This window comes from Leucobacter chromiireducens, from assembly GCF_051993095.1.
Lineage (GTDB): Bacteria > Actinomycetota > Actinomycetes > Actinomycetales > Microbacteriaceae > Leucobacter > Leucobacter chromiireducens.
The window spans coordinates 14,392-39,753 of the sequence record NZ_CP197024.1; the positions used below are offsets into that span (position 1 = coordinate 14,392).

The 25,362-nt window shown below is 67.2% G+C and carries 28 protein-coding genes and 1 tRNA gene; 12 read left to right on the top strand and 17 right to left on the bottom strand.

All coding sequences use genetic code 11. The features are described 5' to 3' along the window. The first annotated feature begins 2 nt into the window (after positions 1–2). Entirely contained in the window at positions 3–701 is a 699-nt protein-coding gene (locus ACR81A_RS00070) for an NUDIX hydrolase (protein ID WP_440312190.1), read from the top strand. A gap of 79 nt (positions 702–780) precedes the next feature. Here the strand turns inward: ACR81A_RS00070 and ACR81A_RS00075 are convergent, their stop codons facing one another. After that, positions 781–1,293: a DNA/RNA helicase gene (locus ACR81A_RS00075; protein WP_202380500.1), complete on the bottom strand. Its 513-nt coding sequence runs from the start codon at positions 1,291–1,293 to the stop codon at positions 781–783. A 177-nt stretch (positions 1,294–1,470) separates the two neighbouring features. On the opposite strand from ACR81A_RS00075, the gene ACR81A_RS00080 reads away from it, so the two are divergent. Both ACR81A_RS00080 and ACR81A_RS00085 read left to right on the top strand, forming a co-directional pair. Beyond that, entirely contained in the window at positions 1,471–1,980 is a 510-nt protein-coding gene (locus ACR81A_RS00080) for a peptidylprolyl isomerase (RefSeq protein ID WP_202380499.1), read from the top strand. Positions 1,981–1,989: 9 nt separating this feature from the next. Continuing rightward, on the top strand, positions 1,990–2,931 hold the full coding sequence (locus ACR81A_RS00085; RefSeq protein ID WP_440312191.1) for a rhomboid family intramembrane serine protease: 942 nt from the start codon (positions 1,990–1,992) through the stop codon (positions 2,929–2,931). A gap of 178 nt (positions 2,932–3,109) precedes the next feature. Here ACR81A_RS00085 and ACR81A_RS00090 read toward each other — a convergent pair whose 3' ends face one another. Further along, positions 3,110–3,385, bottom strand: a complete 276-nt coding sequence (locus tag ACR81A_RS00090; protein WP_202380497.1) for a cell division protein CrgA — start codon at positions 3,383–3,385, stop codon at positions 3,110–3,112. A gap of 59 nt (positions 3,386–3,444) precedes the next feature. On the opposite strand from ACR81A_RS00090, the gene ACR81A_RS00095 reads away from it, so the two are divergent. From ACR81A_RS00095 to ACR81A_RS00105, 3 genes are read left to right on the top strand one after another with little or no spacing between them, the layout of a single operon-like run. Next, on the top strand, positions 3,445–4,203 hold the full coding sequence (locus tag ACR81A_RS00095) for a class E sortase (RefSeq protein WP_202380496.1): 759 nt from the start codon (positions 3,445–3,447) through the stop codon (positions 4,201–4,203). Continuing rightward, positions 4,203–4,361: a hypothetical protein gene (locus ACR81A_RS00100; protein ID WP_202380495.1), complete on the top strand. Its 159-nt coding sequence runs from the start codon at positions 4,203–4,205 to the stop codon at positions 4,359–4,361. Before ACR81A_RS00095 ends, ACR81A_RS00100 begins: the two co-directional genes overlap by 1 nt. After that, positions 4,358–4,990 carry an anthranilate synthase component II gene (locus tag ACR81A_RS00105; protein ID WP_202380494.1) on the top strand — a complete coding sequence of 211 codons (633 nt, stop codon included), beginning with the start codon at positions 4,358–4,360 and terminating at the stop codon, positions 4,988–4,990. The genes ACR81A_RS00100 and ACR81A_RS00105 overlap by 4 nt, the downstream gene beginning before the upstream one ends. A 113-nt stretch (positions 4,991–5,103) precedes the next feature. Here ACR81A_RS00105 and pknB read toward each other — a convergent pair whose 3' ends face one another. Genes pknB through ACR81A_RS00140 form a run of 7 tightly spaced genes read right to left on the bottom strand, consistent with a single transcriptional unit; the run spans position 5,104 to position 14,364 of the window. Next, the gene (gene pknB, locus ACR81A_RS00110) at positions 5,104–6,819 is read right to left on the bottom strand and encodes a Stk1 family PASTA domain-containing Ser/Thr kinase (RefSeq protein ID WP_202380493.1); all 1,716 of its coding nucleotides are present in this window, start codon (positions 6,817–6,819) and stop codon (positions 5,104–5,106) included. A 57-nt stretch (positions 6,820–6,876) separates the two neighbouring features. Next, positions 6,877–8,676: a protein kinase domain-containing protein gene (locus tag ACR81A_RS00115; RefSeq protein ID WP_440312192.1), complete on the bottom strand. Its 1,800-nt coding sequence runs from the start codon at positions 8,674–8,676 to the stop codon at positions 6,877–6,879. Then, positions 8,673–10,160 (bottom strand): peptidoglycan D,D-transpeptidase FtsI family protein, encoded by a 1,488-nt coding sequence (locus ACR81A_RS00120; protein WP_440312193.1) that lies wholly within the window; start codon positions 10,158–10,160, stop codon positions 8,673–8,675. The genes ACR81A_RS00115 and ACR81A_RS00120 overlap by 4 nt, the downstream gene beginning before the upstream one ends. Further along, a complete protein-coding gene (locus tag ACR81A_RS00125) occupies positions 10,157–11,569 on the bottom strand; it encodes an FtsW/RodA/SpoVE family cell cycle protein (RefSeq protein ID WP_202380490.1) in 1,413 nt (470 codons plus the stop codon). The genes ACR81A_RS00120 and ACR81A_RS00125 overlap by 4 nt, the downstream gene beginning before the upstream one ends. After that, positions 11,562–12,830, bottom strand: a complete 1,269-nt coding sequence (locus tag ACR81A_RS00130) for a Stp1/IreP family PP2C-type Ser/Thr phosphatase (protein WP_202380489.1) — start codon at positions 12,828–12,830, stop codon at positions 11,562–11,564. Before ACR81A_RS00130 ends, ACR81A_RS00125 begins: the two co-directional genes overlap by 8 nt. A gap of 2 nt (positions 12,831–12,832) precedes the next feature. Beyond that, complete coding sequence (locus tag ACR81A_RS00135) at positions 12,833–13,447, bottom strand: FHA domain-containing protein FhaB/FipA (RefSeq protein WP_440312194.1); 615 nt, start codon at positions 13,445–13,447, stop codon at positions 12,833–12,835. Then, on the bottom strand, positions 13,444–14,364 hold the full coding sequence (locus tag ACR81A_RS00140; protein ID WP_202380487.1) for an FhaA domain-containing protein: 921 nt from the start codon (positions 14,362–14,364) through the stop codon (positions 13,444–13,446). Before ACR81A_RS00140 ends, ACR81A_RS00135 begins: the two co-directional genes overlap by 4 nt. Before the next feature lie 138 nt (positions 14,365–14,502). On the opposite strand from ACR81A_RS00140, the gene ACR81A_RS00145 reads away from it, so the two are divergent. Next, positions 14,503–14,586, top strand: a tRNA-Leu gene (locus ACR81A_RS00145). A 61-nt stretch (positions 14,587–14,647) separates the two neighbouring features. On the opposite strand, the gene ACR81A_RS00150 is transcribed toward ACR81A_RS00145, so the two are convergent. After that, complete coding sequence (locus ACR81A_RS00150) at positions 14,648–15,703, bottom strand: NAD(P)-dependent alcohol dehydrogenase (RefSeq protein ID WP_440312195.1); 1,056 nt, start codon at positions 15,701–15,703, stop codon at positions 14,648–14,650. Between the two features lie 167 nt (positions 15,704–15,870). Between ACR81A_RS00150 and ACR81A_RS00155 the strand changes: the two genes are divergently transcribed. Both ACR81A_RS00155 and ACR81A_RS00160 read left to right on the top strand, forming a co-directional pair. Continuing rightward, a complete protein-coding gene (locus ACR81A_RS00155) occupies positions 15,871–16,155 on the top strand; it encodes a ribbon-helix-helix domain-containing protein (RefSeq protein ID WP_202380485.1) in 285 nt (94 codons plus the stop codon). A 26-nt stretch (positions 16,156–16,181) separates the two neighbouring features. Further along, complete coding sequence (locus ACR81A_RS00160) at positions 16,182–16,466, top strand: type II toxin-antitoxin system RelE/ParE family toxin (protein WP_440312196.1); 285 nt, start codon at positions 16,182–16,184, stop codon at positions 16,464–16,466. Between the two features lie 36 nt (positions 16,467–16,502). Here the strand turns inward: ACR81A_RS00160 and ACR81A_RS00165 are convergent, their stop codons facing one another. From ACR81A_RS00165 to ACR81A_RS00175, 3 genes are read right to left on the bottom strand one after another with little or no spacing between them, the layout of a single operon-like run. Next, a complete protein-coding gene (locus ACR81A_RS00165) occupies positions 16,503–16,949 on the bottom strand; it encodes an ankyrin repeat domain-containing protein (protein ID WP_440312197.1) in 447 nt (148 codons plus the stop codon). A gap of 4 nt (positions 16,950–16,953) precedes the next feature. Continuing rightward, complete coding sequence (locus ACR81A_RS00170) at positions 16,954–17,787, bottom strand: SDR family NAD(P)-dependent oxidoreductase (protein WP_202380483.1); 834 nt, start codon at positions 17,785–17,787, stop codon at positions 16,954–16,956. Then, the gene (locus tag ACR81A_RS00175; RefSeq protein WP_440312198.1) at positions 17,784–18,380 is read right to left on the bottom strand and encodes a GNAT family N-acetyltransferase; all 597 of its coding nucleotides are present in this window, start codon (positions 18,378–18,380) and stop codon (positions 17,784–17,786) included. The genes ACR81A_RS00170 and ACR81A_RS00175 overlap by 4 nt, the downstream gene beginning before the upstream one ends. Before the next feature lie 36 nt (positions 18,381–18,416). Between ACR81A_RS00175 and ACR81A_RS00180 the strand changes: the two genes are divergently transcribed. From ACR81A_RS00180 to ACR81A_RS00190, 3 genes are all read left to right on the top strand, one after another. Continuing rightward, a complete protein-coding gene (locus ACR81A_RS00180; protein ID WP_440312199.1) occupies positions 18,417–19,040 on the top strand; it encodes a TetR/AcrR family transcriptional regulator in 624 nt (207 codons plus the stop codon). Between the two features lie 98 nt (positions 19,041–19,138). After that, positions 19,139–20,356, top strand: coding sequence for a GNAT family N-acetyltransferase (locus tag ACR81A_RS00185; RefSeq protein ID WP_440312200.1), 1,218 nt, complete (start codon positions 19,139–19,141; stop codon positions 20,354–20,356). A gap of 81 nt (positions 20,357–20,437) precedes the next feature. Continuing rightward, complete coding sequence (locus ACR81A_RS00190) at positions 20,438–21,943, top strand: aminotransferase class I/II-fold pyridoxal phosphate-dependent enzyme (RefSeq protein WP_440312201.1); 1,506 nt, start codon at positions 20,438–20,440, stop codon at positions 21,941–21,943. Positions 21,944–21,949: 6 nt separating this feature from the next. On the opposite strand, the gene ACR81A_RS00195 is transcribed toward ACR81A_RS00190, so the two are convergent. Genes ACR81A_RS00195 through phnC form a run of 4 tightly spaced genes read right to left on the bottom strand, consistent with a single transcriptional unit; the run spans position 21,950 to position 25,351 of the window. Further along, positions 21,950–22,828 carry a MurR/RpiR family transcriptional regulator gene (locus tag ACR81A_RS00195; protein WP_440312202.1) on the bottom strand — a complete coding sequence of 293 codons (879 nt, stop codon included), beginning with the start codon at positions 22,826–22,828 and terminating at the stop codon, positions 21,950–21,952. Beyond that, complete coding sequence (phnE, locus tag ACR81A_RS00200) at positions 22,825–23,694, bottom strand: phosphonate ABC transporter, permease protein PhnE (protein ID WP_202380479.1); 870 nt, start codon at positions 23,692–23,694, stop codon at positions 22,825–22,827. Before phnE (ACR81A_RS00200) ends, ACR81A_RS00195 begins: the two co-directional genes overlap by 4 nt. After that, a complete protein-coding gene (gene phnE, locus ACR81A_RS00205) occupies positions 23,691–24,518 on the bottom strand; it encodes a phosphonate ABC transporter, permease protein PhnE (protein ID WP_440312203.1) in 828 nt (275 codons plus the stop codon). Before phnE (ACR81A_RS00205) ends, phnE (ACR81A_RS00200) begins: the two co-directional genes overlap by 4 nt. Continuing rightward, the gene (gene phnC, locus ACR81A_RS00210; protein ID WP_440312204.1) at positions 24,515–25,351 is read right to left on the bottom strand and encodes a phosphonate ABC transporter ATP-binding protein; all 837 of its coding nucleotides are present in this window, start codon (positions 25,349–25,351) and stop codon (positions 24,515–24,517) included. Before phnC ends, phnE (ACR81A_RS00205) begins: the two co-directional genes overlap by 4 nt. Positions 25,352–25,362: the final 11 nt, after the last annotated feature.

Sequence of the window (25,362 nt, forward strand, 5' to 3'; positions counted from 1 at the left end):
CCATGGATCTTCGAGTGGCCGCCTACGCGGTGGTAGAGCGGCGCGGGAAGATTCTGCTCACCCACTGGCGACGTGGCCATCTCCACGGGTGGACGCTGCCGGGCGGCGGGCTGGAAGCCGGCGAGGATCCGCGCGACGCGGTGGTGCGTGAGGTGCTCGAGGAGACCGGGCTTGAAGCGAAGGTCGGGAAGCTGCTCGGTGTGGACTCGCGCGTGATGGTGCGTGAAGAGGTGCCCGAGGGGACCGATCCCGAATTGCACACCATTCGCATCGTCTACCGAGCGACGGTGAAAGACGGGCCGCTGCAGCACGAGGTGGATGGATCCTCCGACGAGGCGCGGTGGGTGCCCATCCGTGAACTCGGGAAGCTGCGCACGCTCTCGCTCGTGCAGACAGCGCTGCGGATGGCCGGAATCGGGCGACGACCCACGAACGGGTCAGGGAAAGGCCAGGCGAAGTCCGGGGCCAAGCAGGCGAAGGCTGCGCCGGCGAAGACTGGGCAAGCCCGTTCCGGGCAGGGGAAGGCCGCTGCAGGGAAGACGAGTCCGAGCAAAGCGGGTCAGAGCCGTTCGACCCCGAGCAAGTCTGGTCAGCGCAAGTCTGGCGGGAAGCCGCCGCAGAATCGCGGGGGCCGCGGTCGCGGAGGGCAGAGCGGTCAGCAGAGCCCGGCCGATACTGCCCCCAGCGCACCGGCTGAATAGCGACCGCAAACGCGAAAGGTGCCGGATCGGCGAACCGATCGCGACACCTCTCATCGTGCGCTCCGTGTGGAACGTGGGCTCAGCGAGCTGAATCGTGCTCGGGAGCCACCCACAGCTCATCGTCCGTGCGGAACGCCTGCCACAGTGCGTACCCCACGCCGGCCGCGGCGGCAACGCCCAGGCCGAGTGCGACGAAGCCGCCCACGCGGCGCTTCTTCTTCTGCGGCGCGAGGTAACCAGCGCGCTCGCCGAAGCCGCGCACCTGGGCAGCAGCCTCGCCGCTGTCGAGCTCGTCGAGCGTGCGAATGGTGCGCGCAAGAGCATTCGCCACGAGCGGGGTCGTGACGCGGCGCACGCTGTCGGCTGCGCGGCGGGCCGAAGCAACACCGCGGTCAACCGTCGGGCGGGCGGCGTCGATCGCGCCTTCGATCCGCGGTGCGAGGTGCTCGTCACTGAGCAGCTTGGCCTGCTGGCCGGCCTGGGAGAGTACATCTCCGGCGTGGCTCAGTACGACGCGCTGCTGATCGAGCAGCTCCTGCGCGTCACCCCGCAGGCTGCGCAGTTCGCGGCGGCGCTTGCGTGAGAGTTTCATTACGGTCCTCCTAGCTTGGCGAGGCGGGAAGCAAGGGTGCTCGCTGTCTCCACGCTACACCGATCTTCCCGTCAAACGCGGCCCCGGCGCAGGAGTGCCTGGGATTCTCAGCTGTGCCTCACAGGAACCCCGGTGCGCGCTCAGTTCCTGGCGGGAGGCCCGCCTACACTAGTGCTTATGACCATTCACACTGCGGTAGCGACCATTCACACGAACCACGGCGACATCGTCGTCAACCTCTTTGGCGATCACGCCCCGAAGACGGTGAAGAACTTCGTCGACCTGTCGGAGAAGGGCTTCTACGACGGCGTCATCTTCCACCGCATCATCCGCGACTTCATGATTCAGGGCGGCGACCCCACGGGCACCGGCACCGGCGGCCCCGGCTACAACTTCGACGACGAGATCCACCCCGAGCTCGTGTTCGACCGGAAGTACCAGCTTGCAATGGCGAACGCCGGCAAGCGCCCCGACATGACCGGCCGCCTCTCGGGCACCAACGGCTCGCAGTTCTTCATCACCACCACGGCACCCGAGTGGCTGACCGGAAAGCACACCATCTTCGGTGAGGTTGCGGACGAGGCGTCGCAGGCCGTGGTCGAGGCGATCTCGGGTGTACAGACCGGCGCAATGGATCGCCCCGTCGAGGACGTCGTGATCTCCGGCGTCGACATCGTCGCGGCCTAAGGCACAGAAGTGGCGAGCAACGGATCGGGGCCCGCGTACGGCGAGCGCGTCCAATACGGGCCTGACGACGTCTGCTATCGCCACCCGCGCGTGCACAGCTTCACGCTGTGCCAGCGCTGCGGCCGCACCATCTGCCCGGACTGTCAGGTGGTGTCGGCCGTGGGCGTGCTGTGCCCGGAATGCGTGAAGCAGACTCAGCCGAGCACCGCGAAGCGGGCGGCGCGAGCGTCACGCGTCACGGGACGGCGGATTTTGGGGTCTGACACCCCGGTGACCTACGGCATCATGATCGCGTGCGCCGTGGTGTTCGTGCTGCAGCTCATCAGCCACTACTTCGGTGCTGACGAGGTGACGCGTACCCTCTGGTACGCGCCCCTGTACTCGCTGCCCGACGCGGTTCTGCCGACGGGAATGGGCTTTGAGCCCTGGCGCATGTTCACGGCGATGTTTACGCACTCGACCGGGTTCCTGTTCCACATCCTGTTCAACATGTATGCGCTCTGGTTGTTCGGCCGAAACCTCGAGCAGACCATTGGGCGCGGGGCGTACCTGACGCTCTACCTGTTCGCGGGGGTCGGTGGCTCGCTGGGCGTGATGTTCTGGGCGTACCTGTCGCCCGAGACCATCAACATCCCTACGGTGGGAGCGTCCGGCGCGATCTTTGGCGTGCTCTCGGCGACGCTCGTCGCGTTCCGCGCGGCACGCGTCAACGTGACCTCGCTCGCCGTTCTGCTCGCGATCAACTTCGGCATCGGGCTCATCCCCGGCGCTGCGATCTCGTGGCAGGCCCATCTCGGCGGCATGATTGTCGGCGCGGCTACGATGGGTGTCCTGCTCGCAACGCGCGGCCCGCGCCGCCGTCAGGCTCGGATCTGGGGCCTGGTGGGCCTCGGCGTCGTGCTCGCGGCACTGTCGTGCGCCTACCTCGTGGTGATGCCCGCAATCTTCTAAAGCGTCGAACGCGGAGAAGAGACACTTCAGGCCCGGATCCCCAGCGAGGGATTCGGGCCTGAAGTGTTTCAGTCAGTGCATCGAAGGGAAGTTATCCACAGATTCCTCCCCAGTTGGGGACGAATTACACCGGTGTGATTAATGACAAGAAATGTGTCATTCGATCAGTGGGATCGGGTTACTTCCACCACGGCGTCATGAGGAAGCCGACGAGCACGAGCCCGAAGCCGACGAAGATGTTTCCCTGTCCGAGCGCGGGGATGGGCAGCTGCAGGCTGCCGCTCGTGATGTAGAACAGCACGATCCACACGAGCCCGAGCAGCATGAAGCCGAACATCACGGGCTTGAACCACACCGGGTTCGGAGCGTCCTTGCGTGCGGAAGCGCGCTCCGCACGTTCGCGGTCGAGCTCGCCCGACGCGCGCTTGCTTACATTTTTGCCAGCTGCTGCCATACGTCCGATTCTATCCCGATCCCGTGTGTGTCTCAGGTGTGCAATCTAGAATGTTCTTCATGACGGAGACCCGACGCGTGCGCGGCCGACGCCGCAGGGCACGGCTCAGCCCCCTCACGGTGATCGGCGAGTTGTTGCTGGTTGCCGGCCTGGGCGTGCTCGGGTACATCGTGTGGCAGCCGTGGCACACGGGCGTGACGGTCACCGCGAAGCAAGAGCAGCTCTCCGCCGCCGACTCTGAGAAGTGGCGCACCGAGGCGAGGCCGCTGCAAACGGAGGGCGTGCCCGTCCCGGCAAAACCCGAGGCGGCGGAAGTGTTCGCCGTGCTGCACGCACCGGCATTCGGTACCAGCTACGCGAACCGAATTGGTGAGACCACCGATTGGTGGACCGTGCTGAACCTCGATGAAAAGGGAATCGGGCACTACGAGACCACGCAGCTGCCAGGCGAACCGGGCAACTTTGCGCTCGCCGGCCATCGCTCGGGGCCGCTCATCAACTCCTTCCGCGAGGTGATGAACCTGCGCGTGGGTGATCCGCTCTTCATCGAGACCGCCGACGGCTGGTACACCTACCGCTTCCGCGACATCGAGTACGTGCTGCCGAACGAGACTGACGTGCTGCGTCCTTTCCCGCGTCTCGAGGGTGTGCCCGGAACCGACCAGATCATGACACTGACGACCTGCCACCCGAAGTGGGCGGGCAGCGACGAGCGCGCGATCGCCTACTCCGTGTTTGAGGGCTTCCAGGCGCACGCTGACGGCCCACCGGCCGAGCTCCTCGAACTCAACCCCGCACTGAAGGGAGCCGCGAGCTGATGTTCTCCATCCTGTGGCGATTCTTCCCGGGCCCCGCGTGGCTGCGCGTCATCGTGCTGCTGCTCGCGCTTGCGGCCCTGGTCTACGCGCTCATCACCTATGTGTACCCCTGGGTAGCTTTGCAGCTCCCCGAACAGGAAGTGACGGTTGGCACATGACGAACATCCTGGTGATCGACAACTACGACAGCTTCGTATACACGCTGAACGGCTACCTGCAACAACTGGGTGCCACCACTCGCGTGGTGCGGAACGACGATCTGACGCCGGGCGAGCTCGAGCAGCTCGTTACCGAGTACGACGGCGTGCTGATCTCCCCGGGGCCAGGGACACCGGCTGAGGCGGGTGTCTCGATCGCGATGGTGGGCATCGCGCTGCGGACGGGCATTCCCCTCCTCGGCGTCTGCCTCGGCCACCAGGCGATCGCTGAGGCGCTGGGCGCCACCGTCACACACGCTGAGGAGCTCATGCACGGCAAGGTGTCGCGCGTGCGACACAGCGATGATCACTTCTTCGCAGGGGTGCCGGAAGAGTTCGACGCGACGCGGTACCACTCGCTCGCTGTGGTGCGCGACACGATGCCCGAGGCGTTGACCATCACCGCGGAGACGGCCGGCGGCGTGATCATGGCGCTCCGCCACCGCGAGCTGCCGATCTACGGGGTCCAGTACCACCCGGAGTCGGTGCTCACCGAGGGGGGCTACCAGCAGCTCGGCAACTGGCTCGCGGTAGCCGGACTGAGCAACGCCGCGGAGATCGCGCGCTCGCTGTCCCCGCTCATGCGCTGACGACAGCCTTCACGCGCAGCGCCCCGGGCCTGCTGCGCGAGAACGCCCGAGAATACAGCTGAGGCCGGACACCACTGGAGTGGTGTCCGGCCTCAGCTGTATTTGGTGCGTGGCTAGCCCGTGCAGTACTTCAGCTCAAGCGCCGAGCCCTGCGGCTGCTGCCCCGCGAGCGACTGCTCGAAGATCGGATAGCCGGGCTGCGTGGGGCAGCTGTTGATGGGCGTCTGCGTGACGCTCAGGCCCAAGCCGTCGATCTGCGAATTCGCAACATCGAGCGGCTGGCCCTGGACCTCGGGTACGAGGACTTTTCCGCTTGCCACCTTGAGATCGACGCTCTTGCCTGACTCGATCTTCGAGCCGGGCTCAGGTGAGACGCCGAGCACACGATTCTCAGCCTCGACCGGATCATCGACCGAGGTGACGACGCCCACCGTGAGACCGAGGTCCGTGATGGCCTTCTTATACTCGTCCAGGGACATGCGCGAGAACTCGGGCACCTCCGCGTCCTCGGGGCCGGTCGAGATGTGCAGCGTGACGGTCTCGCCCTTGGCGACCATAGTGCCGGGCTCGGGATCGCTTGAGATGACGTTGCCCGCAGCGATCTCATCGTCCGTCTGCTCGACGGTCGAGGCGATGAGATCCTCGCTCTCGAGCAGCTTGATCGCCTCGCCGCGCTCCATGTCGACGAGCGCCGGAATCTCACGTGACGCATCGGGCAGGAACTGCTTCGGAGCGAGCGTGACAAGCCAGAACACCACCGCGACAATGACGGCGCCCACCGTGAGGATCGCGGCCCACGTCCACATGACGGGAGGCCGGCTCTGGGTGCGGGCGGAACCCCCGCCCTCGGCGAGCTGGCGGAGCGCAAGATCGGACTCCGAGACTTCCTCGCCGCCAGAGAAGAGCACCGCATCCTGCTGCTGGAGATCGAGCTTCGGCATCGTCCCGTCGGCCGCGAGGCGGAGCGCCTCGCGGAACTCGGACGCCGACTGGAAGCGCTTGGCGCGATCCTTCGCGAGCCCAAAGAGCACCACGCGGTCGAGCGCGGGCGTGATCTCGGGGTCCTGCTCACTCGGGGGCTTCGGCCGCTCGCTGACGTGCTGGTACGCGACCGCCACGGCGCTGTCGCCGCGGAACGGTACGTCGCCCGTGAGAAGTTCGTAGAGCAGCACCGCGGTGGAGTACAGGTCGGTGCGGGCATCAATGGCCTCGCCCTTCGCCTGCTCTGGTGAGAAGTATGCCGCCGTGCCGAGGATCGCGGTCGTCTGCTGCAGCGTCGACGAGGTCTCCGACACCGCGCGCGCGATACCGAAGTCCATCACCTTCACCTGACCACTCTTCGTGATCATGATGTTGGCGGGCTTGATGTCGCGGTGCACAATGCCGGCGCGGTGCGAGTACTCAAGTGCGGTGAGCACGGAGTCGACGATGCGGCACGCCTCTGCCTGCGAGAGCTTGTGCTCGGCCGCGAGCTGGCGTAGGTTCGTGCCCTCGACGTACTCCATCACGATGAAGGGCAGGCGCTTCGCGCCGTCAGCTGTTTGAATCAGGTCGTCGCCCGCATCAAACACACGCACCACGGTGGGGTGTGCCATGCGTGAGGCGGACTGGGCCTCCTGGCGGAAACGGGCGCGAAACTGGTCGTCGCTCGACAGCTCGGCCTTCATCACTTTGATGGCAACCTGGCGGCCCAGCTTCGTGTCGGTCCCTCGGTACACCGTGGCCATGCCACCCTGTCCGACGAACTCCCCGATTGCGTAGCGCCCGGCGAGGATGCGCTGCTCGCCGTTCTCTGCCGTATCGGGCATGGTCACCTCTTCCGTGCTCATGGGAATGCCTCCAAGTTTATCGGGAAGCGGGCCCCGTTCCCGGAGCCCGCGCGCGAGTTAGTTCCCCGAATCCTCGCCATCGGGATCAGGGCTCGTGGTTGGCGGCGTGGTGGGCGGCGTGGTCGGCTTCGGCGGGGCCTTCACCGTGATCGTCACCGGGTCCGACTTCGCCGACTCGCGCGTGACGGACGAGCCGTTGCCGCAGGTCACCGAGTACGTCACCGAGATCTGGCCATCGCTTGCACCAGCATCGAGCGTGTTCGCGGTGATCGCAACGTTCGGCGACTGCGCCGAGCCTGGGCCGGAGCCGTCACCGGAGATCTGCACGTTGTATGCCTGGAGGGTAAGGCCGGTGGGGCAGCTCGCGACGCCCCAGCTCACGTTGCTCACCGCGCCGGCGTCGACGGTCGCGGGGCTTGCGGTGGGAGCGCTCGGGGCGTTCACATCACCGAAGGCGACGTTGAACGTCAGCGTGATCGCCTGATCGAAGGGCACCTTGTCACCAACGGGGTTCACGTCGGTTACATTGTTCACCTGCTCGTCGGGTGCCTGGTTGCCGGGCGCCGTGCGCACGTTCGTGAAGCCCTGGCCCTCGAGGAAAGCTTTCGCCTCGTCCACCTTCATGCCGAGGAGCTGGCCTTCGTCGACCACACCGGTGGTCTCGGGCGCCGGCGTCGTGGGCTTCTTCGAGGTAGTGGTCTTAGATGTGCTGGGCGACGTGGGCTTCTTCTCAGCGTTGTTGCCGCTGATCAGCGCGTAAACGGTACCGCCACCGATCAGGAGCAGCAGCGCGAGCAGGGTGATGAGTGGCCACGTCCAGGGGCTCTTCTTCTTTTTCTTCAGGTCGCCTTCCGCGGCCTCCAGCTCTTCGCCGTCGGCGCCGAGGGCGGCGGTCGTGGCAGTCTGGCCGGGCAGCGCGGTGGTGCGCGGCAGTGCCGTGGTCGCCGCATCCATCACCGTGGTCTGTCCTTCGAGCACGGTCGTTGCGGGCGCGGTCTCGCCGAGCACCTGCGGCACGTAGCTCGCCGCCAGGCGCACATCACCGCGGTGCAGCGCGGTCGCGGCCTGAGCGAGCTTCGCAGCGGTCTCCGGGCGTCCGGCTGCATCCTTTGCGAGGCACGCATACACAAGGTTGCGCACGGGCTCCGGCACATCCGCGGGAAGATCCGGCGGGGTGTCGTTGATCTGCGCCATCGCGATGGCCACCTGCGACTCGCCCGTGAAGGGGCGCTTGCCCGCCAAGCACTCGTAGGCAACAACGCCCAGCGAGTAGATGTCGGTCGCGGGGGTCGCGGTGTGGCCGCTGGCCTGCTCGGGCGCGAGGTACTGCACCGTGCCCATCACCTGACCGGTCGCGGTGAGCGGCACCTGGTCGGCAATGCGCGCGATCCCGAAGTCGGTGATCTTGACGCGTCCCTCGGGCGTGATCAGCAGGTTGCCGGGCTTGATGTCGCGGTGCACGAGGCCGGCGTCGTGTGCGGCCTGCAGCGACGTCGCGGTCTGCGCGACAATGCCGAGCACGCGGTTGGCCGGCAGGCGACCCTCGCGGTCGATGATCGCGGAGAGCGGTTCGCCGGGCACGAGCTCCATGACGATGTACGCGGAGCCCTGCTCCTCGCCATAGTCAAAGACGTTCGCGATGCCCTCATGGTTCACGAGGGCAGCGTGACGCGCCTCGGCGCGGAACCGCTCGAGGAACCCGGGGTCCCCCATGTACTCGTCCTTGAGGATCTTGATCGCCACGGTGCGCCCGATGATGCTGTCGGTGGCGTTCCATACCTCGCCCATGCCGCCGACGGCGATCCGCGAGCTCAGCTCGTAGCGTCCGCCGAATGTGATCCCTGCAGCTGGTCTCATTCGCTCAACACCGCTTCCATTACTCGTTTTCCGACGGCTGTCGGGAGGTCGTACGAGCCCCCCTCGTAACCGTATGCTTCTCCGCCGCCGTCCTCCACCACGACTGCGACGGCAACCTTTGGATCGTCCACCGGAGCGAATCCCGTGTACCACAGCGTAAAGGGAAGTGCATTCCCCTCGGCGGTGGTGCCGTTCTCCGCGGTGCCCGTCTTGCCGGCCACGCGCACTCCAGGGATTCCTGACTGGCGCGCAAGCCCCTCCTGTGCGGAGACGCCCTTCTCCATCATCCCAGCAACCGCGCTCGCCGTCTTCTCCGAAATCGGCTTGGCGAATTCTTCGGGCGTAACCTGGGTCGACACACGCAGATCAGGGGTGATGACCTGATCAACGAGGGTCGGCTTCATGACCGTGCCGCCGTTGGCGATGCCGGCCGACACCATGGCCATCTGCAGCGGCGTGGCGCGCACGTCGAGCTGCCCGATCGAGGAGAGCGCGGTCTGCGCCTTGTCCTCGGGCGTCGGCGAAACGCTCGGCGTAACTGTGAGCGGCACACTGAGTTCCTGCTCGAAGCCAAAGGCGCGCGCCATCTCGGGCACAGTGTCCGGGTCCATCTTCATCGCGAGCTCGGCGATGGGAATGTTGCACGACATCACGATCGCCTGCTCGAGCGTGGCCTTGTCGCCTGTGCCGCACGTGGTGCGCGACGCATTCTGCATCACGTTGCTTGTCTGCGGCAGCGGCAGCTCGGCCGGGTTCGCAAACTGCGAGCTCGGCGTCGCCTCACCATTCTCAATCGCGGCGGCCGCGACGAGCAGCTTGTACACGGACCCGGGATGGTAGAGATCGCCCGCAATGGCGCGGTTCTGCAGCGGCTGGCCCGGATCCTTATCGAGCTGCGAATAGTTCGCAATAATCTCGGCATCGCTGTTTGACGACAGCAGATTGGGATCGAAACTCGGCGTCGAGACGAGCGCCAGAATTCGGCCGGTCTTCGGTTCGATGGCCACGACGGCGCCCTCGAAGCCCTGCTCGGTCATGGCAGCGGCAGCCGCGGCCTGCACCTTCGGGTCAATCGTGGTCTGCACGGAGCTGCCCTGCGGCGCGACGCCGTTGATCGTGTTCATGATGCGCGTGAAGAAGAGCGAGTCGCCGCTGCCCGAGAGCTCCTGATTCATCGCCGACTCGAGGCCGGTGATGCCTTGCGAGTGCGAGAAGTAGCCCGTGATCGGCGAGTAGAGCGCGCCGTCGGAGTACTGCCGCAGGAAGCGGTAGGTGTCGCTCGTCGGCGTCGAGTACGCGATCGGATCGCCATCGACCAGGATCGAGCCGCGCTCGATCTTGTACCCGTTCTTCACGGTGCGCATGTTCAGCTCGTTGGCGCGCAGCTCATCGGCGTTCACGAACTGAATCATCGTGACCGAGAAGAACAGCGCCAGGAACATGATGAACACGGTGCGCGTGAGGAACTTCAGCTGTTTGTTCATGCGCGGATCACCAACTTCGGGCGGTTTCGGACAGAGTTCGAGAGCAGGATCAGCAACGCGATGATGATCCAGTTCGACACCAGGGAGGAGCCGCCCGCCGCGAGGAACGGGGCGGTGAGGCCGGTGAGCGGGATCAGGCGGGTCACGCCGCCGACCACGATGAAGACCTGCAGCGCGAGCGTGAACGCAAGCCCGGAGGCGAGCAGCTTGCCGAAGTCATCCTGGCCGGCGAAGCCGATCCGCAGGCCACGGCCCACAAGCAACAGGTACGCGGCGAGAATGACAAACAGCCCGATGAGGCCGAGTTCTTCGCCGAGGCTCGGGATGATGTAGTCGCTCTGCGCGAGCGGGGTGTCGGTGGGGTAACCCTGGCCGAGGCCCGTGCCCGTCATGCCGCCGTTGGCCATGCCGAAGAGGCCCTGCACCATCTGGTGGCTCGCGTTGAACGGGTCGGCGAAGGGGTCGAGCCAGTTCACGAAGCGACGGTTGACGTACTCGAGCGTTTGGCTCGCGGTGATGCCACCCACGAGGAAGAGCCCCACCCCGAGAATGATCCACCCGATTCTGCCGGTCGCGATGTAGAGCATCGAGAGGAACAGGCCGAAGTAGAGCAGCGAGGTGCCGAGGTCGCGCTGGAACACGAGCACGCTCATCGCGGCGAGCCAGAACACGAGCAGCGGGCCGAGGTCGCGCCCGCGGGGGAAGCGAATGCCCAGCACCTTCTTGCCCACCATCGCGAGCGAATCGCGATTGCGCACGAGGTACCCCGCGAAGAAGATCGCGAGCAAGATCTTGGCGATCTCACCGGGCTGGAAGGAGAAGTTCTCGCCGATGCGAATCCAGACACGCGCGCCGTTGATGGTTGCGCCGATGCCCGGGAGCATGGGGAGCAGCAGCAGAATCACCGCGCCGAGGCCCATGAGATACGTGTAGCGGAACAGCACCATGTGGTTGCGAATCACCGCGAGCACGACGATGGCGGCAACAACTGCCACGGTCGACCACACGAGCTGGCGCATGGCGTCGGAGCTCCAGCCGGAGAGATCCTTCGCGAGGTCTAGGCGGTAGATCATCGCGACACCCACGAAGTTCAGCATGGCCGCGATGGGCATGATGAGCGGGTCGGCGTCTGGCGCGATCTTGCGGATCGTGAAGTGCAGCGCGAAGAGTGACGCCACGAAGAGCGCGCCAGCGGGCAGCAGCGTCGTGGTGACCTCGCCCTGCACCGTGAGATCGATGATGATCACGGCGGCGACGCCGATCGCGATCGCGAAGATCAGCAGCGAGAGCTCCAGCCCGAGCAGCAGGCGGGGGGCGCGTAGCGCGGTGATGCGCTGCAGCACGGTCTCGCTGGTGCGGGTCTTCTCGAACGTGCGAGGCTCGCCGGCAGGCGATGCGGAATCACTCATCGTGCACCCCCAAACGAAGCACGATCTCACGTGCCTCCTCGATGGAGCCCGCGGGAAGTGTGCGTTCCACCTGGCGCTGCTCCAGCCCATCCAGCTTTGACACCGGGATCTCGGTGTCCTCGGCGACGGAGTGGAGCGAGATCGAACCGATGTTCTGCTGCACACCCTGGTAGATGATTACGGTCTGGCCGTCGGTGCCCACGAAGTAGCGCGTTTGCGTCCACTGGTAGCCGACGGTCAGCACGCCAGCGATCCCGAGCAGAATGCAGAGCCCGCCGAGCGCCCACAGCAGGCGACGGCGGCGATTGCGCCGCTTCGTCTCGGCGATGAGCTCAGCAAGGTACTCGTCGACGCGGGGCTCGAAGTGGCTCTCGGCGATGACGGGTGGGCGGCGAACGGGGCGCCGGCTGAGGATGCGGGTGCGCGCGGTCGAGGTCGTGCCATCGCGCGGTGCGGGCGCCGTCGCGGCGGATCCCGCAAAGCGGCGGTTCGATTTCGGGAACTCGAGCGTGTCCGAGGGGTCGCGATCCGGCTCCTCGACGGTCTCCACGAGCACCACGGTCACGTTGTCGGGTGCGCCGTGCGAGAGGCTCTTGTCAATGAGTCCGTCGACCGCGCCCTGCAATGAACTGCGGCGGCGGAGGATTTTCTCGATGTCGACGTCCTCGACGTAGCCGCAGAGACCGTCGGAGCAGAGCAGCCAGACATCACCCGGCAGCGTGTCGAGCACCTGGGTGTCCACCTGCGGTGACGAGTCAACGTCACCGAGCACGCGCATCAGCACTGAGCGCCGCGGGTGGGTCTTTGCCTCCTCTTCGGTGATCTTGCCGCTGTCGACGAGTCGCTGCACGAAGGTGTGATCCTTCGTGATCTGACGAAGCTCGTTGTTTCGCAGGAGGTAGAGGCGCGAGTCGCCGATGTGGGCGAGTGCGAGCTGCGAGCCGACGGTGAGGAACCCCGTAAAGGTGGTGCCCATGCCCGCGAGCTCGGGGCGATCCTGCACCGTTGCGCGGAGCTTCGCGTTGGTCTCGAGCACCGCGGTGCGCAGGGTGTTCGTCGACGCTTCGGGGCTGCCGAGCGGCGGCTGATCGAACTCCGACATCTCTTTTGCAGCAATTGCCGAGGCAACGTCGCCGCCCGCGTGGCCGCCCATGCCATCGGCGACCAGGAACAGGTGGTCGCCCGCGAACGCGGAGTCCTGGTTGTTTGACCGCACCATCCCCACATGGGAGCCGATGGCGCTTTCGTAAGCGATCGTCACGCTCAGGGCCTCAACTCGAACGTGGTGGTGCCGATCGTGACGGGCGTGTACGGGGGCACCTGCACGGGCTTCGTGACGCGCACGCCGTCGAGCTTCGTGCCGTTCGTTGAGTCGAGGTCAGTGAGGATCCACTGTTCGCCCGAGCGGACGAGACGTGCGTGGTATGTGGACGTGTACTCGTCGACGATGACCAGCGTGGAGTCGCCGCTGCGACCGATCGTCACGGTGTCTTCGTCGAGCGTGATTGTCGTTCCGGTGGCGACACCGGACGTGATGGCGAGCGTGCCTGGCGCGCCCGCGGGGGTGAAGCTGGGTGCGGGTTGCGCTCCGCCGGCGGTGGGCAGTGCGCCGCCCGAAGGAGTGATCGCGGGGCCAGAGTGCGGCGCGGGTGCAGGTGCCGCTGGTGCGGGCGCTGCCGGGGCTGCGGCTACCGGGGCCGCCGCGGCGATAACGGGAGAGCCGCCGGCGTTGTTCCCGCTCGCGGCCGCGTCACCGCGCATGCGGCGCACCGGGGCGCCGAACAAATCGCTGCGCAGCGCGTACACGATCGCGAAGATGAATAGCCACAGCAGCAGCAGGAAACCGATCCGCAGGATCAGGAGCGTGAGCTCACTCATAGGCCTCTCCAGAAGTCCTCATCGACACCGGGCGCCTCGCCGTCCACTGCGCGCTTGGCGCGTGGCGCTTGTGGCGGGCTGCCCTGCCGCGTTCGCGGCGGAAAATTCCCGGGATCGGCCGCGGGGGGCACCTGTGCCGCGGGCGGCGTCGCCGACGGGCGCGGTGCTGCCGGTGCGGGCTGGGCCGGATCCGGAGCCGAGAACGGCACGGTCGGGCTGGCGGCCGGGGGCGTCTGCCGCTGAGCGGCAGGATCGTGCGCGGGCACCAGTTGGAAGGTGAGCGCCGTCTGCCCGATCGTGAAGGTGATGCCGGGCTGCAGTGCCGCCTCGCGGAAGCGCTGGCCGTTAATCTTCGAGCCATTGGTCGAGCCGAGGTCGCGCGCGATGCCCGCGGAGCCATCCCAGATGATCTCAAGGTGTTTGCGTGAGGCTGCAGTGTCGGTAATGCGAATGCCGCAGTCCGAACCGCGACCCACTGTGGTGGTGCCGCGCGGCAATTCGTGGCGCTGCCCATCGACGTCGATGGCGGCGACCCAGTTCACGGAGCCCTCCACCTGCGTCGCGGTGATCTCAAGCACACCGGTGGTGAGTGACTCATCTGCCTGCAGCTCGATGTACGGATCGCTCATCAACTGGTAATTCTGGCGGCGCGCGTGCTTCAGCACTACGCCGACGAGCTCCTGTTGCAGGGACGAGCCCATGCCGATCAGTCGATCGGCGTCCTTCGGTGCGAGGCGCACAATAAAGCGGTTGGGGGCCAGAATGCGGTCGCGATCCACGACCACAGCTCCGATATCCAGCTCGCGTTTGAGCGCCGAAGCGATCTCAACCGGCTGCACACCTGAGCGGAAGGTGCGGGCGAATGCGCCGTTGACGGCACGTTCGAGCCCACGCTCTACGCTGTCGAGAATGCCCACGTGTTGGTATCGCCCTTTCGCTTGGCACCGCCGGTCGACGGTGTCGTCTTTCCCCAGTTTAGCCCGCTTTGGTGTGAAGGGGCTTGAGCTGCTAAGGTAGTGGAGTTGCCTGAGCAGAAACGCTCAGAACAACAACTCGCGCGAGTGGCGGAATTGGCAGACGCGCTGGCTTCAGGTGCCAGTGCCCGCAAGGGCGTGGGGGTTCAAGTCCCCCCTCGCGCACGAGTAACGGCGGGATCCTTTCGGATCCCGCCGTTTTTGTGTTTCCGGTGAGGCGCCCGAACTACAGCAGGATCACCGCGCGGCCGCGAAGGCGTCCGGCGTGGAGGTCCTCGTAAGCCTCCGCGACACGCTCGAACGGGTAGGTGTCGACGTCGTTGCGGATCGCACCGCTCTCGGCGAGGGAAATGACGTCGTGGGTGTCCGCAATTGTGCCGCCTTGGAACGCGAACACCTCGCCGTCGCGCGGGAGCGCACCAAACCACTGGGCGTCGAGCTTGCCGCCGCCGGCGCCAACGAGACCGTACGAGCCGCCGGGGCGTGTCGCGGCGAGCCCAGCGGCGATTGTTGCGTCAAAACCGGCGAAGTCGAGGATTGCGTTCGCGCCGATGCCGCCGGTGAGCGCCTGGATTTCGCTGACTGTGGTGTCGCTCACGCCAGTGAGGGTGTGGTGCGCGCCGAGCTCCAGCGCGATCTCGAGGCGCTGCGGATTGGTGTCGACCGCAATCACGGTGGCGCCCGAGAGCGCCCGAATGATTTGGATCGCGAAGGCGCCGAGGCCGCCCGCACCGATGACGACCGCGCTCGATCCCGCGCCGAGTTTTGGAAGCACGCGCTTCACTGCGTGCATCGCGGTGTTCCCCGCGTCAGTGAGCGGGCCAACCGTTGCCGGGTCGAGTGTGTCGAGGGGGATGAGCGCCCGCTCGGAATCAACGAGCACGTAGGGCGCGAGGCCACCGTCGCGCCCGTACCCGCGGCCGCTCGCGCCGAAGGGGCAGTTGTTGTCGTGCCCGGTGAGGCAGAACTCGCAGGCGCCGCACGAGGAAGGCGAGACGAGTGCAACGGCCTGGCCAACCTCGACCTTTGTGACGCCCGAACCGATCGCTGCGACGGTGCCACCGGTTTCGTGCCCGAGAGTAAAGGGCATCTGCCAGCCGAGGGCAGCGCCGTACTCGGCGGGCATCTGCTGCATGCCGAAGTCCGAGTGGCAGAGCCCGGCCCCCGCAACCTGCACAAGAACCTCCCCGGCTCCCGGCGTCGGCACCTCCACCTCCATGAAACGGGCGGGTTCTCCCCAGGCCGGAATTCGGTACGCCTGCATCGTCGACGGAATGGTCATGCGGTGCCTCCTTGCTCAGCAGCAGCCCGGTCGGGATCCCGCCGGGCATCTTGGTTTCCCGCCGACCCACTCGTGAGGAGGCGGGTTCCCTCACCCTATGCGGAGCTCCTGGGCAAGGTGAGAGAAGCCAAGTAGGATTAAGTCCTACTTCGTAGACAGGAATCGCGATGCGCACGACCAAACAGCTCAGCATTACCCTTCCCACAGCCATGGCTGAAGCTTTGAAGGAGCGTGTCTCGTCCGGCGCTTACGCGAGTGAGAGCGAAGTTGTACGCGATGGTCTGCGGGCCTTGTTCGCCCGTGATGAGGCCGTCGAGTCCTGGCTGCAGACCGAGGTCGCGACGGCCTACGATGAGTTGCTCGCTGAGCCGTCGCAGGTGATCAGTGCGGAGGACATGCGTGCGCAGCTCGCGGGCGCCCATGCAAGACGGACCGCCGCGAACAGCGCATGACTCGCCGGGTCGGCTACTCACCCCACGTGCGGGAGCAGCTGACCGATCTGTATACCTGGATAGCAAACGAGTCAGGCTTTCCAGATCGCGCAGAGGAATACGTCACATCGATCCTCGACTATTGCGAGAACCTCGCGATATTTCCGTTCGTTGGCACTGTGCGAGATGATCTGCGTCCCGGGTTGCGCACGCTTGGCTTTCGCAAGCGCGTAGTGATCGCGTTCGCTGTGACGCAAGAGTCTGTCGATGTGCTGGGCATCTACTCCGGGGGACGTGACTACGAGGATCTCCTCGCTGCCGAGGAGACGTAAGGAACACAAGCCCCGTTGCTAGGGGTGCGCTGCTGGCTAGCGCGTCGAGGTGGGGCCGGCGGGTGTGTCCGGTGCGGTGTCTGGTGCAGCAGCGCCATCGAAGGGGAGCTCGACCTCAAACATGGCGGCAGTGGCGCGCGCCGTCGGGGTGCCCGCATCTGGGTCAGCGCCGCGCGACATGAGCGCCTCGATCACCGCGGTGTCGCGCTTGAACACGGCGCCCGCAAGCGGGGTCTGCCCGCGATCGTTGGCGCGGTCGAGGTCGGCGCCGCGTTCTGCCAGCGCGACGACGAGCGCCGCGTGCCCGTGATAGGCGGCAAGCATGAGGAGCGTGTTGCCCTTCGGGTCGGTGAGATCGACTGGCACACCCTGCTCGATCGCGGCGATCAGTTGCGCCGTATCGCCCGCGCGTGCGAGGTCGAAGAGCGCGTGCGCGAACTGCAGCACGTCATCGGGGAGCGCGTCGGCCGTCGAATCAGTCATGCGTCTATTCTCCGTGATCGTCGTGTGCGGGGCGGCCCGATGCCTGCGCGCTGGTCGTGGTCATGCGCTCGAGCAGCCGGTCGGGGAGCAGGCGCGTGAGCGGTGCTGTGAGCCGGTAGCGCCAGTCGGAAACTCGCACGGAGCGCCCGGCGTGCAGGGCGCGAAGACCCTCGCGGGCCACGCGCCGGGTGTCGGCCCACGCGATGCGGGGCAGCTGCGGCAGGTGTTCCTCGCCCATGCGCTCGTGGAACTCGGTAGCGAGGAGGCCGGGGCAGAGCGCGGTGACGCGTACTCCGCGGCGACGGTACCGCGCATTCAGCGAGCGGGAGAGCGACACCACGGCGGCCTTCGCGGCGCCGTAGGTGCCGGTGGGTGTGAACGCGGCCACGCTCGCAACGTTGAGAATCCACCCTTCGCCACGGGCCAGCATGCCCGGTAGCGCGGCGTGCGCGAGACGCAGCGGGGCCCACGATAGGAGCTCGTGCATGCGGCGCTCGTCGGCGATGTCACTCGTCTCGAAGCTCGCATAGACGCCGAAGCCGGCGTTGTTGATGAGGATGTTGACTGGCCGCGAAGCATCTGCGAGCCGTGCGGCGACGCGCTCGAGCCCCACCTCGGTGGTGAGATCGGCCGCAAGGACCTCGGCTGTGGGTGCCTGAGGAGTGTCTCGATTGGGATCGCCAGTTGTGCGCTTCGCATCGAGCTCGTGGGCGAGCTGCGTGAGACGCTGCTCGTCGCGCGCCACAAGAATCACGTGGACGCCGAGCGCGGTGAGCTGCCTGGCGAACTCGGCGCCAAGCCCTGCGGAGGCGCCGGTGATGAGCGCAGAGTAGGTCATGCCTTCAGTGTGGCAGTCGGGTGTTGCTCGCGAAAGGCATCAGCCTCTGGTCTTTCGTCAGGGCACAGTTCGAGGCCGTACTGTACGAGTTCGATTTCTGCGCCGGCGGGAGTGCGGCCTGTTGTTGTGGCGGCGCGCACAAACCCCGCGTTTTCGAGTGTGCGCTGCGATGCGGCATTGTCGCGCGCGGTCTGTGCGGTGAGGGTGTGGAGACCGCTCGCTGTGGCGAACTGTCGCGCGGCAGTGAGCGCGCGCTGGGCGTGACCTTGGCCACGGTGACGAGGGTGCAACCAGAACCCCACTTCTGCGGACTCTGCAGACACATCGAACAGTACGAGACTCCCTGCGAAAGCGTCACTCGTTGCGTCAGCGATCGTGAGGACGGCAAGATCTCCGCGGATAAGTGCTGGCATGACGGTCGCGGCGATCATGGCGCGGACTGACGCGGAGGTGTACTCGGGTTCTGGGAGGTGAGCGAACTGCCGCACGGTTGGGTCGGCAGTCCCTTCGGCGTAGGTGGCAGCATCTGAAGCGTCGAGTGGGCGGAGCCGGGTGGTACCGGCCTCAACGGGAAGGAATCGAGAATTCAGCATTCGCCTAAACTAACAGTGTTTAGATAAGCTCGTGCTGTGAGTTACTGGACACAACCCAAGCCCGTGCAGCGTGAGCGTGCCGTGGCAATCGAGCAGATCTCGGAGGCAGCTCTTGCCTTGCTCAACGAGGGAGGCAATGCGGCACTCACCATGCGTGCGGTGGCAGCCAGCGTCGGCGTGACCGCGCCAAGCCTGTATTCACGTGTTCGGTCGGTCGATGACCTCGCTGATCTTGCGTTGGATCGCGCGCTGGGTGCAGATCCAACGCTGCGTGCGCTGTGCGAATCGACAGATAGTGCCCCGGAACAGGTGCTGCACGCACTCTTTCAGCACTTACGACATCACCCCTGGGCGTGCCGAATCATTGCAGCGCGTACGCCGCGCGGCCCTCACTACCTCCGCCTCTCTGAACGGCTCATCGTTGGGCTCAAGCGCGCAGGGGTTGAAGAGCCGCTCGCAGCGTCGTACGCGCTCTCCAATTTTGTGATTGGGAGCGCCCTCACCGCGGGCGTCGCGGAGCACGAAGCCTCGACGTCAGTCGACCCGGAAGCTGCGCCAAGCTACGCGCTCGCCCACGCCGCGGGAGGGGATCCCATTCGGGGGCCGGAGACCGTATTCGCGCGAGGGCTTGCGGTGCTGCTGGACGGATTCCGGGCCTGAAGCCGTGAGATCTATGTGAATGCCCAGCGCAGACCTCGTTACTCTAAGAATCCGACGCGCCCGGGAAGTTCCGGCGCCGCACAGGCTGGAGGCCACCCGTGACGAATACTCCCGATCGCGACACGGTTCGCGACGCATCGCAGAGTACGGATGCGGCGCACGCCACTGGCGATGTGCGGCGTGAGATGTTCGCTGGACCGCACGGGTCGGAATCTCGCACCCAGGGGGTAGACACCGCGCAGGTCACCGCCATTGCGGGTCAACCCGAACGAAACGGGGAAGAGCTCCCGCCGCTCTCGCAGCGGGTGACCGCGCCCACGGAGGTCGTGATTCCTGCGGTGGGAGCGGGGCTCGAGTGGCGCCCGCTGCGCCGCACCGACTTGCCCGCACTGCTTGAGCTGCAGCGCGCGGCAAACGCGGTCGACAACCCGCGTTTCGTGCCACGGCTTGACGGGCTGGAGGAAGACTTCGACAGCGCTGGGTTCGATCCCGATCGAGATAGTGTCATCGCGTTCGACGCGCAGGGGAGAGCGGTCGCGTACGGCGAGGCCTACCAAGACGAGGAAGCCGAGACCGTGGTGACCGTGCACGTGAACGGCGTCGTGCACCCAGAGCGGCGGCGCGAGGGCATCGGCAGCGCCATCCTTGCGTGGCAGGAGGCGCGCGGACTGCAGCAGCTCGCGGCCTCCGAACTGCGGCTGCCCGGGTGGTTGAGCGCGGGTGCTGAGGAGGACGCCGCCGCACCGCGCGCGCTGCTCGAGGGGGCCGGATACGCTCGCGTGCGCTGGTGGATGACCATGGATCGGGATCTTGCCGCGCCGATTGCCGAGGTGCCGCTCGGGCCGGAGCTGCGGTTCGAGCCGTACGGCCCGGCCTGGTCGGAGCCTTCGCGGTTGGTGATCAACGCGGCGTTCCGTGATCACTGGGGCAGTCAGCCCACGTCGCGCGAGGACTGGCAGGCGTCCGAGCGACTTGCCGCGTTCCGGCCAGACCTGGGTACGGTCGTGGTGGCCACGCTGCCCGACGGGAGCGAGGAGGTTGCCGGCGTGCTCACCGTTGAGGTGAATGAGGAGGAGTGGGAGCCGAACGGCTTCACCTTCGGATACATCGAGGTGCTGGGAGTCGCGCGTACCTGGCGGGGTCGTGGAATCGCGCAGGCGCTCCTGGCCCGCACCTTCGCAGCGCTCCGCGCGGAGGGCTTCGAGCGAGCCGTTCTCGATGTCGACAGCGAGAGCCCCACGGGAGCGGACGGGCTGTACGCGCGCGCCGGTTTCCACGAGCTCGCGCGCTCGGTGAGCCTGGTGAAGGTGTTTTGAAACGACGGGGTCAACTAGCGTGGGGTGGGTGAGCCGACCGGGCGCAGAAGACCGGCGGGCACCCACCCGGAAGGATGCGCAGTGACACAGCCCGCAGAGTACCCCTTCGCTGGGGATCGCACCCCGTACGCGTCCGCGCTTGAGCGGCACATGCAGCGGCAGCCGACCATGCTGATGGTGCCCGGGCACGGTGCGACGGCGGCGGGGCCGAGTCGGCGACTTGCCGAGTTCGCGGGGGAGCGCGCGGTCGCGATGGACATTCCGCGACTCATCGAGGGCATTGACGTGGGCCCGCGATCGCCGCTCGCGCGGGCGCAGGAGCTCGCGGCCGAAGCATGGAGTGCGCGAAGCACCTGGTTCCTCACGAACGGCGCGTCACAGGCGAACCGGATGGCCGCGATTGCGGTCGGTAGCCGCGGGCGAGGATCCGCGGTGCTCATGCAGCGCTCCGCCCACTCCAGCTTCACCGATGGTGTGCTCGTGGCAGACCTGTTCCCCTTCTTCATGATGCCGAGCGTGGACACTGCGCGCGGTATCCACCACGGCGTCACCGCTGCGCAGGTTGAGGAGCACCTCGCCGAGGCGCGGGCCGCAGGCGAGGACGTGGGAGCCGTGTACATCGTGAGCCCCAGCTACTTTGGCGCGGTGGCCGATGTGGCCGCGATCTCGCGCGTCACCCGTGCCGCAGGGGTGCCACTGATCGTCGATGGCGCGTGGGGCGCGCACTTCGGATTCCACGAGTCCTTCCCCGAGTCACCCACTCGCCTGGGCGCCGACATCGTGATTTCGAGTACGCACAAGCTGGGCGGTAGCTTCACGCAGTCGGCCATGATCCACCTGGGCGAAGGGCCGTTCGCGGATGAGTTCGCGCCGCTGCTCGAGCGCGCTTTCATGCTGACGCAGAGCACGAGCGAGAGCGCGCTGTTGCTCGGCTCGCTCGACATTGCACGCGCCACGCTCGAGGACGGCGAGGGGTTCGCCGAGTCGGTCGCGGCGGTCGCGGCGTTCCGCGAGCGGCTGCGACAGGACGGCCGCTTCCCGATCGTGTCCGACAGCTTTGGCGAGTTCAGCGACATTGTTGCCGACGACCCGATGCGCGTCTCCATCGACGTGACGAGCACCGGGCTCACGGGGCACGCGGTGCGCAGCCTGCTCGGGGAGCGCTTCGCCGTGTACCTCGAGATCGCTACAGTGAGCGCGGTGGTCGCGTTTGTGGGCCCCGGGAAGCTCCCCGATTTGGATCGCCTGTTCGCTGCGCTCAACACCCTGCACGCGGAGCACGGCGGTGGAGGGCTCATGGGGCTTGACGCGATCCCGCCGCTGCCCCGCCCCGGCGCGCTCCGAGTGCGGCCCCGCGAGGCGTACTTCGGTACGCACCGTACCGTTGACGCGCAGGATGCGATCGGACGGGTCAGCGTTGACGCGCTTTCCGCGTACCCGCCCGGGATCCCGAACGTGCTGCCGGGCGAGGAGATCACACGTGAGACGGTCGAGTTTCTGCGCGCGGTCGCGGCTGCGCCCATCGGGTACGTGCGTGGTGCGCTCGATCCGGCGGTGGCCCAGCTGCGCGTGCTCGCCGCCGAGTAGGGCGAGCTACTCGGCGATTGCTCCGGCGAGAACGGTGAGGGCGGCGGCGCGTGCGGCACGTCCGCGCTCGCCGCTGCGCTCCACGAACAGGTCGACCAGCTCTTCCGTGAGGAGCATGAGGGCCGCGCGCGAGGTGTGGATCAACTCGTCGTGGAAGCTGTCGTTGATGGGCGGCACGACGAGCGCCGTGTCGGCCTGCGCGACGATTGCGGAGCGTGCGAACGAGGTGATCGCGATGACCTGCGCACCGCCCTCGCGGGCCGCGGCCATTGCCTCGAGGGTGGGGCGGTTCGCGCCGGAGCCGGAAAACACGATGCACGCGGACCCGGCGCCGAGCTGCCGCGCCGCGATCTGCTGCGCAATCGGGTCCGCGAAGTGCTCCACCGAGCGGCCGGCCGCGTTGAGACGCATCACGAGCGCGAGCCCGAGCGGCCCGGACAGCCCGTTGGCAACCACCAGCACGCGGTCAGAGTGCTCGAGCGCGTCGAGAAACCCATCGACGGCTTCGGGGGTGAGCGCGGCGAGCGTGTCTCCGAGCCGGGCGCCCACTTGCGCGATGCGGCTGCGCAGCGCCCCGATCGCGCTCCCGTCGGCGGCGGGCACGGTGGCGTCGCTGCGCTGCGCGGCAGACTCCAACGCCAGCTCCTGCACGAGCGCGACGCGCAGCTGCGGGTAGCCCTCGTAGCCGAGGGACTGCGCCGCACGAATGACGGTGGTGCGCCCCACGCCCACCCACTCGGCGAGCTCCTGCGCGGTGAGTTCGACCGCGCGCCCGCGATCCTGCGCGATTGCCTCTGCGACTTTGCGTTCGGTTTTCTGCAGGCCCGTCGCGAGGGCGGCAATCCGCACGCTCGGTCGCGCCTCGGGGGATCCGGTCCAGGTCATGCCCGTCCTCCGCTCATGAGCCGGCGGCGGATCGCCCCGGAGATGGTGTCCATAATCATGGTGGCCACGATCACGACGATCAGCAGCATGCCGACGGTGTCCCACTGTCGGTAGTTCGTGTAGTTCGAGAGCATACTGCCGATGCCGCCGGCCCCCACGAGGCCGAGCACGGCCGAGGTGCGGATGTTGATCTCGAATCGATAGAGCGCAAACGAGAGGAGCGCGGGGGCCACGGCGGGCCAGAGCGCCCACCGGGTGACCTCGGCCGTCGTGCCGCCCGCCGCGCGCACCGCCTCCGGGGCGCCATCGCGCACCGACTCGACGGTCTCGTACACCCACTTGCCCTGCGTGCCGATGCCCGCGATCCCGAGCGCGAGCGCGCCGGTGAGCGGGGTGAGCCCAGTGACGGTCAGCAGTACGAGCGCAATGATGACCTCGGGCACGGCCCGGATCACGGCGAAGAGGCCGCGCAGGATCCCGCGCAGCCAGAGCGGGCCCACTCCGGTCGCGGCGAGCATGCCGAGTGGGATCGAGATGACGACGCACAGGAGCGCGCCGAGCCACGCCATCGAGATAGAGCGCCACGTCTCAAAGAGCGCGCGGGGGAGCTTCTCCCAGTTCGGCGACTCAAACATGAGCCACAGGTAGTTCGCGATGCGGCCCGGCAGTTCGGGAAGGTCAGCCCAGGAGATCTGTAGCCCGCCAGCGGCGATGAGGATGACGAGCGCGGCGAGGATCGACCACAGCGTCGCGGCGAGACGCGAGGGTCGCTCGGGCAGCTGGAGTTCAGCGCCGCGGTGCCGGGAACTGCTTGGCGCGGAGGTGCCTCGGGTGGCGGGCGGTGGGGTGAGGGCGGTCTGGGTCATACAAGCCTCCTGCGCAGCAGGTTCGAGAGGATCTCGATCGCGATGACGACGACCAGGATCTCGAGGATGATCACGGAGACATCGGAGTAGGCGTAAAAGCCGCGTCGCTCGTCGAGCAGGCGCCCGATGCCGCCGGCGCCCACGATGCCGAGGATGGCGGAGATGCGCACATTGAGTTCGAGCGCGTAGAGCCACTGGTTCGTGAAGAGCGGCCACACCTGCGGCAGCGCCGTGGCTCGGTTGATCTGGAACTGTGTGCCGCCGGCCGCCCGGCCCGCCTCCATGTAGCTGTGGTCGGATGCGTCGATGGCCTCGGAGACGAGTTTCACCACCACGCCGAGGTTGAAGAGCACGAGGGTGACCACGCCGGGGAGCGCGCCCACCCCGAGCATCGCGACAAGTACGGTGGCGTACACCAGGTCGGGCACCGCGCGGATGATGTTGACCGCGGTGCGCACGATGCCGCGCGTGATCCCGTTCGGGTTCGTGGGGGACGCGGCCCACAGCGTGAGCGGCACGGAGAGGATCGCGGCGAGCACGGCGCCCACGAGCGCCATCTGCAGCGTCTCGAGCATGGGCGCCCAGGTGCGGGGGAGGAACGCGAGGTTCGGCTGCAGGAGCTGCGCGATCTTCTCCGCGCCGTTGCGCCAGTTCTTCGCGATGGCGGCGAGATCGAGTTCGATCCCACCGATCGCGGGGAGGCAGGTCGCCGCGGTGAACGCGGCCACCGCGGCGACGATCAGGACGATTCGCAGCCAGTCGCGCGGCCGCGAGGGCAGCGCGAGGGCTTCGGGGGAGGCTGCGTTCGGCGCGGACACGGTCATGCGCGCGTCCCGAGCCGGTCGCGAGGCTGGATCGGGCGGCCGTAGATCCCCTCGAAGTCTGCATCGCGCGCGTCGGCCGCGGGGCCGTCGTAGACCACCGCTCCGTCGCGCAGCCCGATCATGCGGGTGGTGTACTGGCGTGCGAGGTCCATGAGGTGGATGTTGATCAGCACAGTGAGGCCGCGCTCCGCGTTGATGCGAGCGAGATCCGCCATCACGGAGTGCGCGGTGGGCGGGTCGAGGCTCGCCACGGGCTCGTCGGCGAGCATGACGCTCGGCTCCTGGGACAGGGCGCGGGCGATCGCCACGCGCTGCTTCTGTCCGCCCGAGAGTGAACCGGCGCGAGTCCACACTTTGTCGAGGATGCCCACGGAGTCGAGGGCGCGCAGCGCGATCTCGCGGTCCTGCGCGCTCGGGATCCCAAGCAGGGTGCGGTACGCGGGCGAGTGCGCGAAGCGGCCCACGAGCGTATTGCGGTAGACGCTCGCGCGCTCGGCAAGGTTGAAGGCCTGGAAGATCATGCCGATGTGGCCGCGTGCCTCCCGCAGGGGGCGACCGCGCAGCTCGGAGATCCGGTGCGGGCCGACGGTGACGGCACCCGAAGTGACGGGCACGAGTCCGTTGATCGTGCGGATGAGCGTGGACTTGCCTGATCCGGAGAGCCCCACGATCGATACCATCTCGCCGGGCTCAATGGTGAGGGAGACATCGCGCAGTGCGCGAGTGCCGTTGGGGTAGGTGACGGAGGCGTGGTCGAGGGCGATGCGCCACGAGGCGGCGTCCGGCGTGTGCCGGACCTCCGCCTCGCGGCGCGCATCGGGTGTGTGTGACATGGAGCGAGCAG

Coding starts and splice junctions, on each gene's coding strand:
- ACR81A_RS00070 (WP_440312190.1), top strand. CDS start 3: ATGGATCTTCGAGTGGCCGCCTACGCGGTGGTAGAGCGGCGCGGGAAG.
- ACR81A_RS00075 (WP_202380500.1), bottom strand. CDS start 1,293: ATGAAACTCTCACGCAAGCGCCGCCGCGAACTGCGCAGCCTGCGGGGT.
- ACR81A_RS00080 (WP_202380499.1), top strand. CDS start 1,471: ATGACCATTCACACTGCGGTAGCGACCATTCACACGAACCACGGCGAC.
- ACR81A_RS00090 (WP_202380497.1), bottom strand. CDS start 3,385: ATGGCAGCAGCTGGCAAAAATGTAAGCAAGCGCGCGTCGGGCGAGCTC.
- ACR81A_RS00095 (WP_202380496.1), top strand. CDS start 3,445: ATGACGGAGACCCGACGCGTGCGCGGCCGACGCCGCAGGGCACGGCTC.
- ACR81A_RS00100 (WP_202380495.1), top strand. CDS start 4,203: ATGTTCTCCATCCTGTGGCGATTCTTCCCGGGCCCCGCGTGGCTGCGC.
- ACR81A_RS00105 (WP_202380494.1), top strand. CDS start 4,358: ATGACGAACATCCTGGTGATCGACAACTACGACAGCTTCGTATACACG.
- pknB (WP_202380493.1), bottom strand. CDS start 6,819: ATGAGCACGGAAGAGGTGACCATGCCCGATACGGCAGAGAACGGCGAG.
- ACR81A_RS00115 (WP_440312192.1), bottom strand. CDS start 8,676: ATGAGACCAGCTGCAGGGATCACATTCGGCGGACGCTACGAGCTGAGC.
- ACR81A_RS00120 (WP_440312193.1), bottom strand. CDS start 10,160: ATGAACAAACAGCTGAAGTTCCTCACGCGCACCGTGTTCATCATGTTC.
- ACR81A_RS00125 (WP_202380490.1), bottom strand. CDS start 11,569: ATGAGTGATTCCGCATCGCCTGCCGGCGAGCCTCGCACGTTCGAGAAG.
- ACR81A_RS00135 (WP_440312194.1), bottom strand. CDS start 13,447: ATGAGTGAGCTCACGCTCCTGATCCTGCGGATCGGTTTCCTGCTGCTG.
- ACR81A_RS00150 (WP_440312195.1), bottom strand. CDS start 15,703: ATGACCATTCCGTCGACGATGCAGGCGTACCGAATTCCGGCCTGGGGA.
- ACR81A_RS00155 (WP_202380485.1), top strand. CDS start 15,871: ATGCGCACGACCAAACAGCTCAGCATTACCCTTCCCACAGCCATGGCT.
- ACR81A_RS00165 (WP_440312197.1), bottom strand. CDS start 16,949: ATGACTGATTCGACGGCCGACGCGCTCCCCGATGACGTGCTGCAGTTC.
- ACR81A_RS00170 (WP_202380483.1), bottom strand. CDS start 17,787: ATGACCTACTCTGCGCTCATCACCGGCGCCTCCGCAGGGCTTGGCGCC.
- ACR81A_RS00175 (WP_440312198.1), bottom strand. CDS start 18,380: ATGCTGAATTCTCGATTCCTTCCCGTTGAGGCCGGTACCACCCGGCTC.
- ACR81A_RS00195 (WP_440312202.1), bottom strand. CDS start 22,828: ATGACCTGGACCGGATCCCCCGAGGCGCGACCGAGCGTGCGGATTGCC.
- phnE (WP_202380479.1), bottom strand. CDS start 23,694: ATGACCCAGACCGCCCTCACCCCACCGCCCGCCACCCGAGGCACCTCC.
- phnE (WP_440312203.1), bottom strand. CDS start 24,518: ATGACCGTGTCCGCGCCGAACGCAGCCTCCCCCGAAGCCCTCGCGCTG.
- phnC (WP_440312204.1), bottom strand. CDS start 25,351: ATGTCACACACACCCGATGCGCGCCGCGAGGCGGAGGTCCGGCACACG.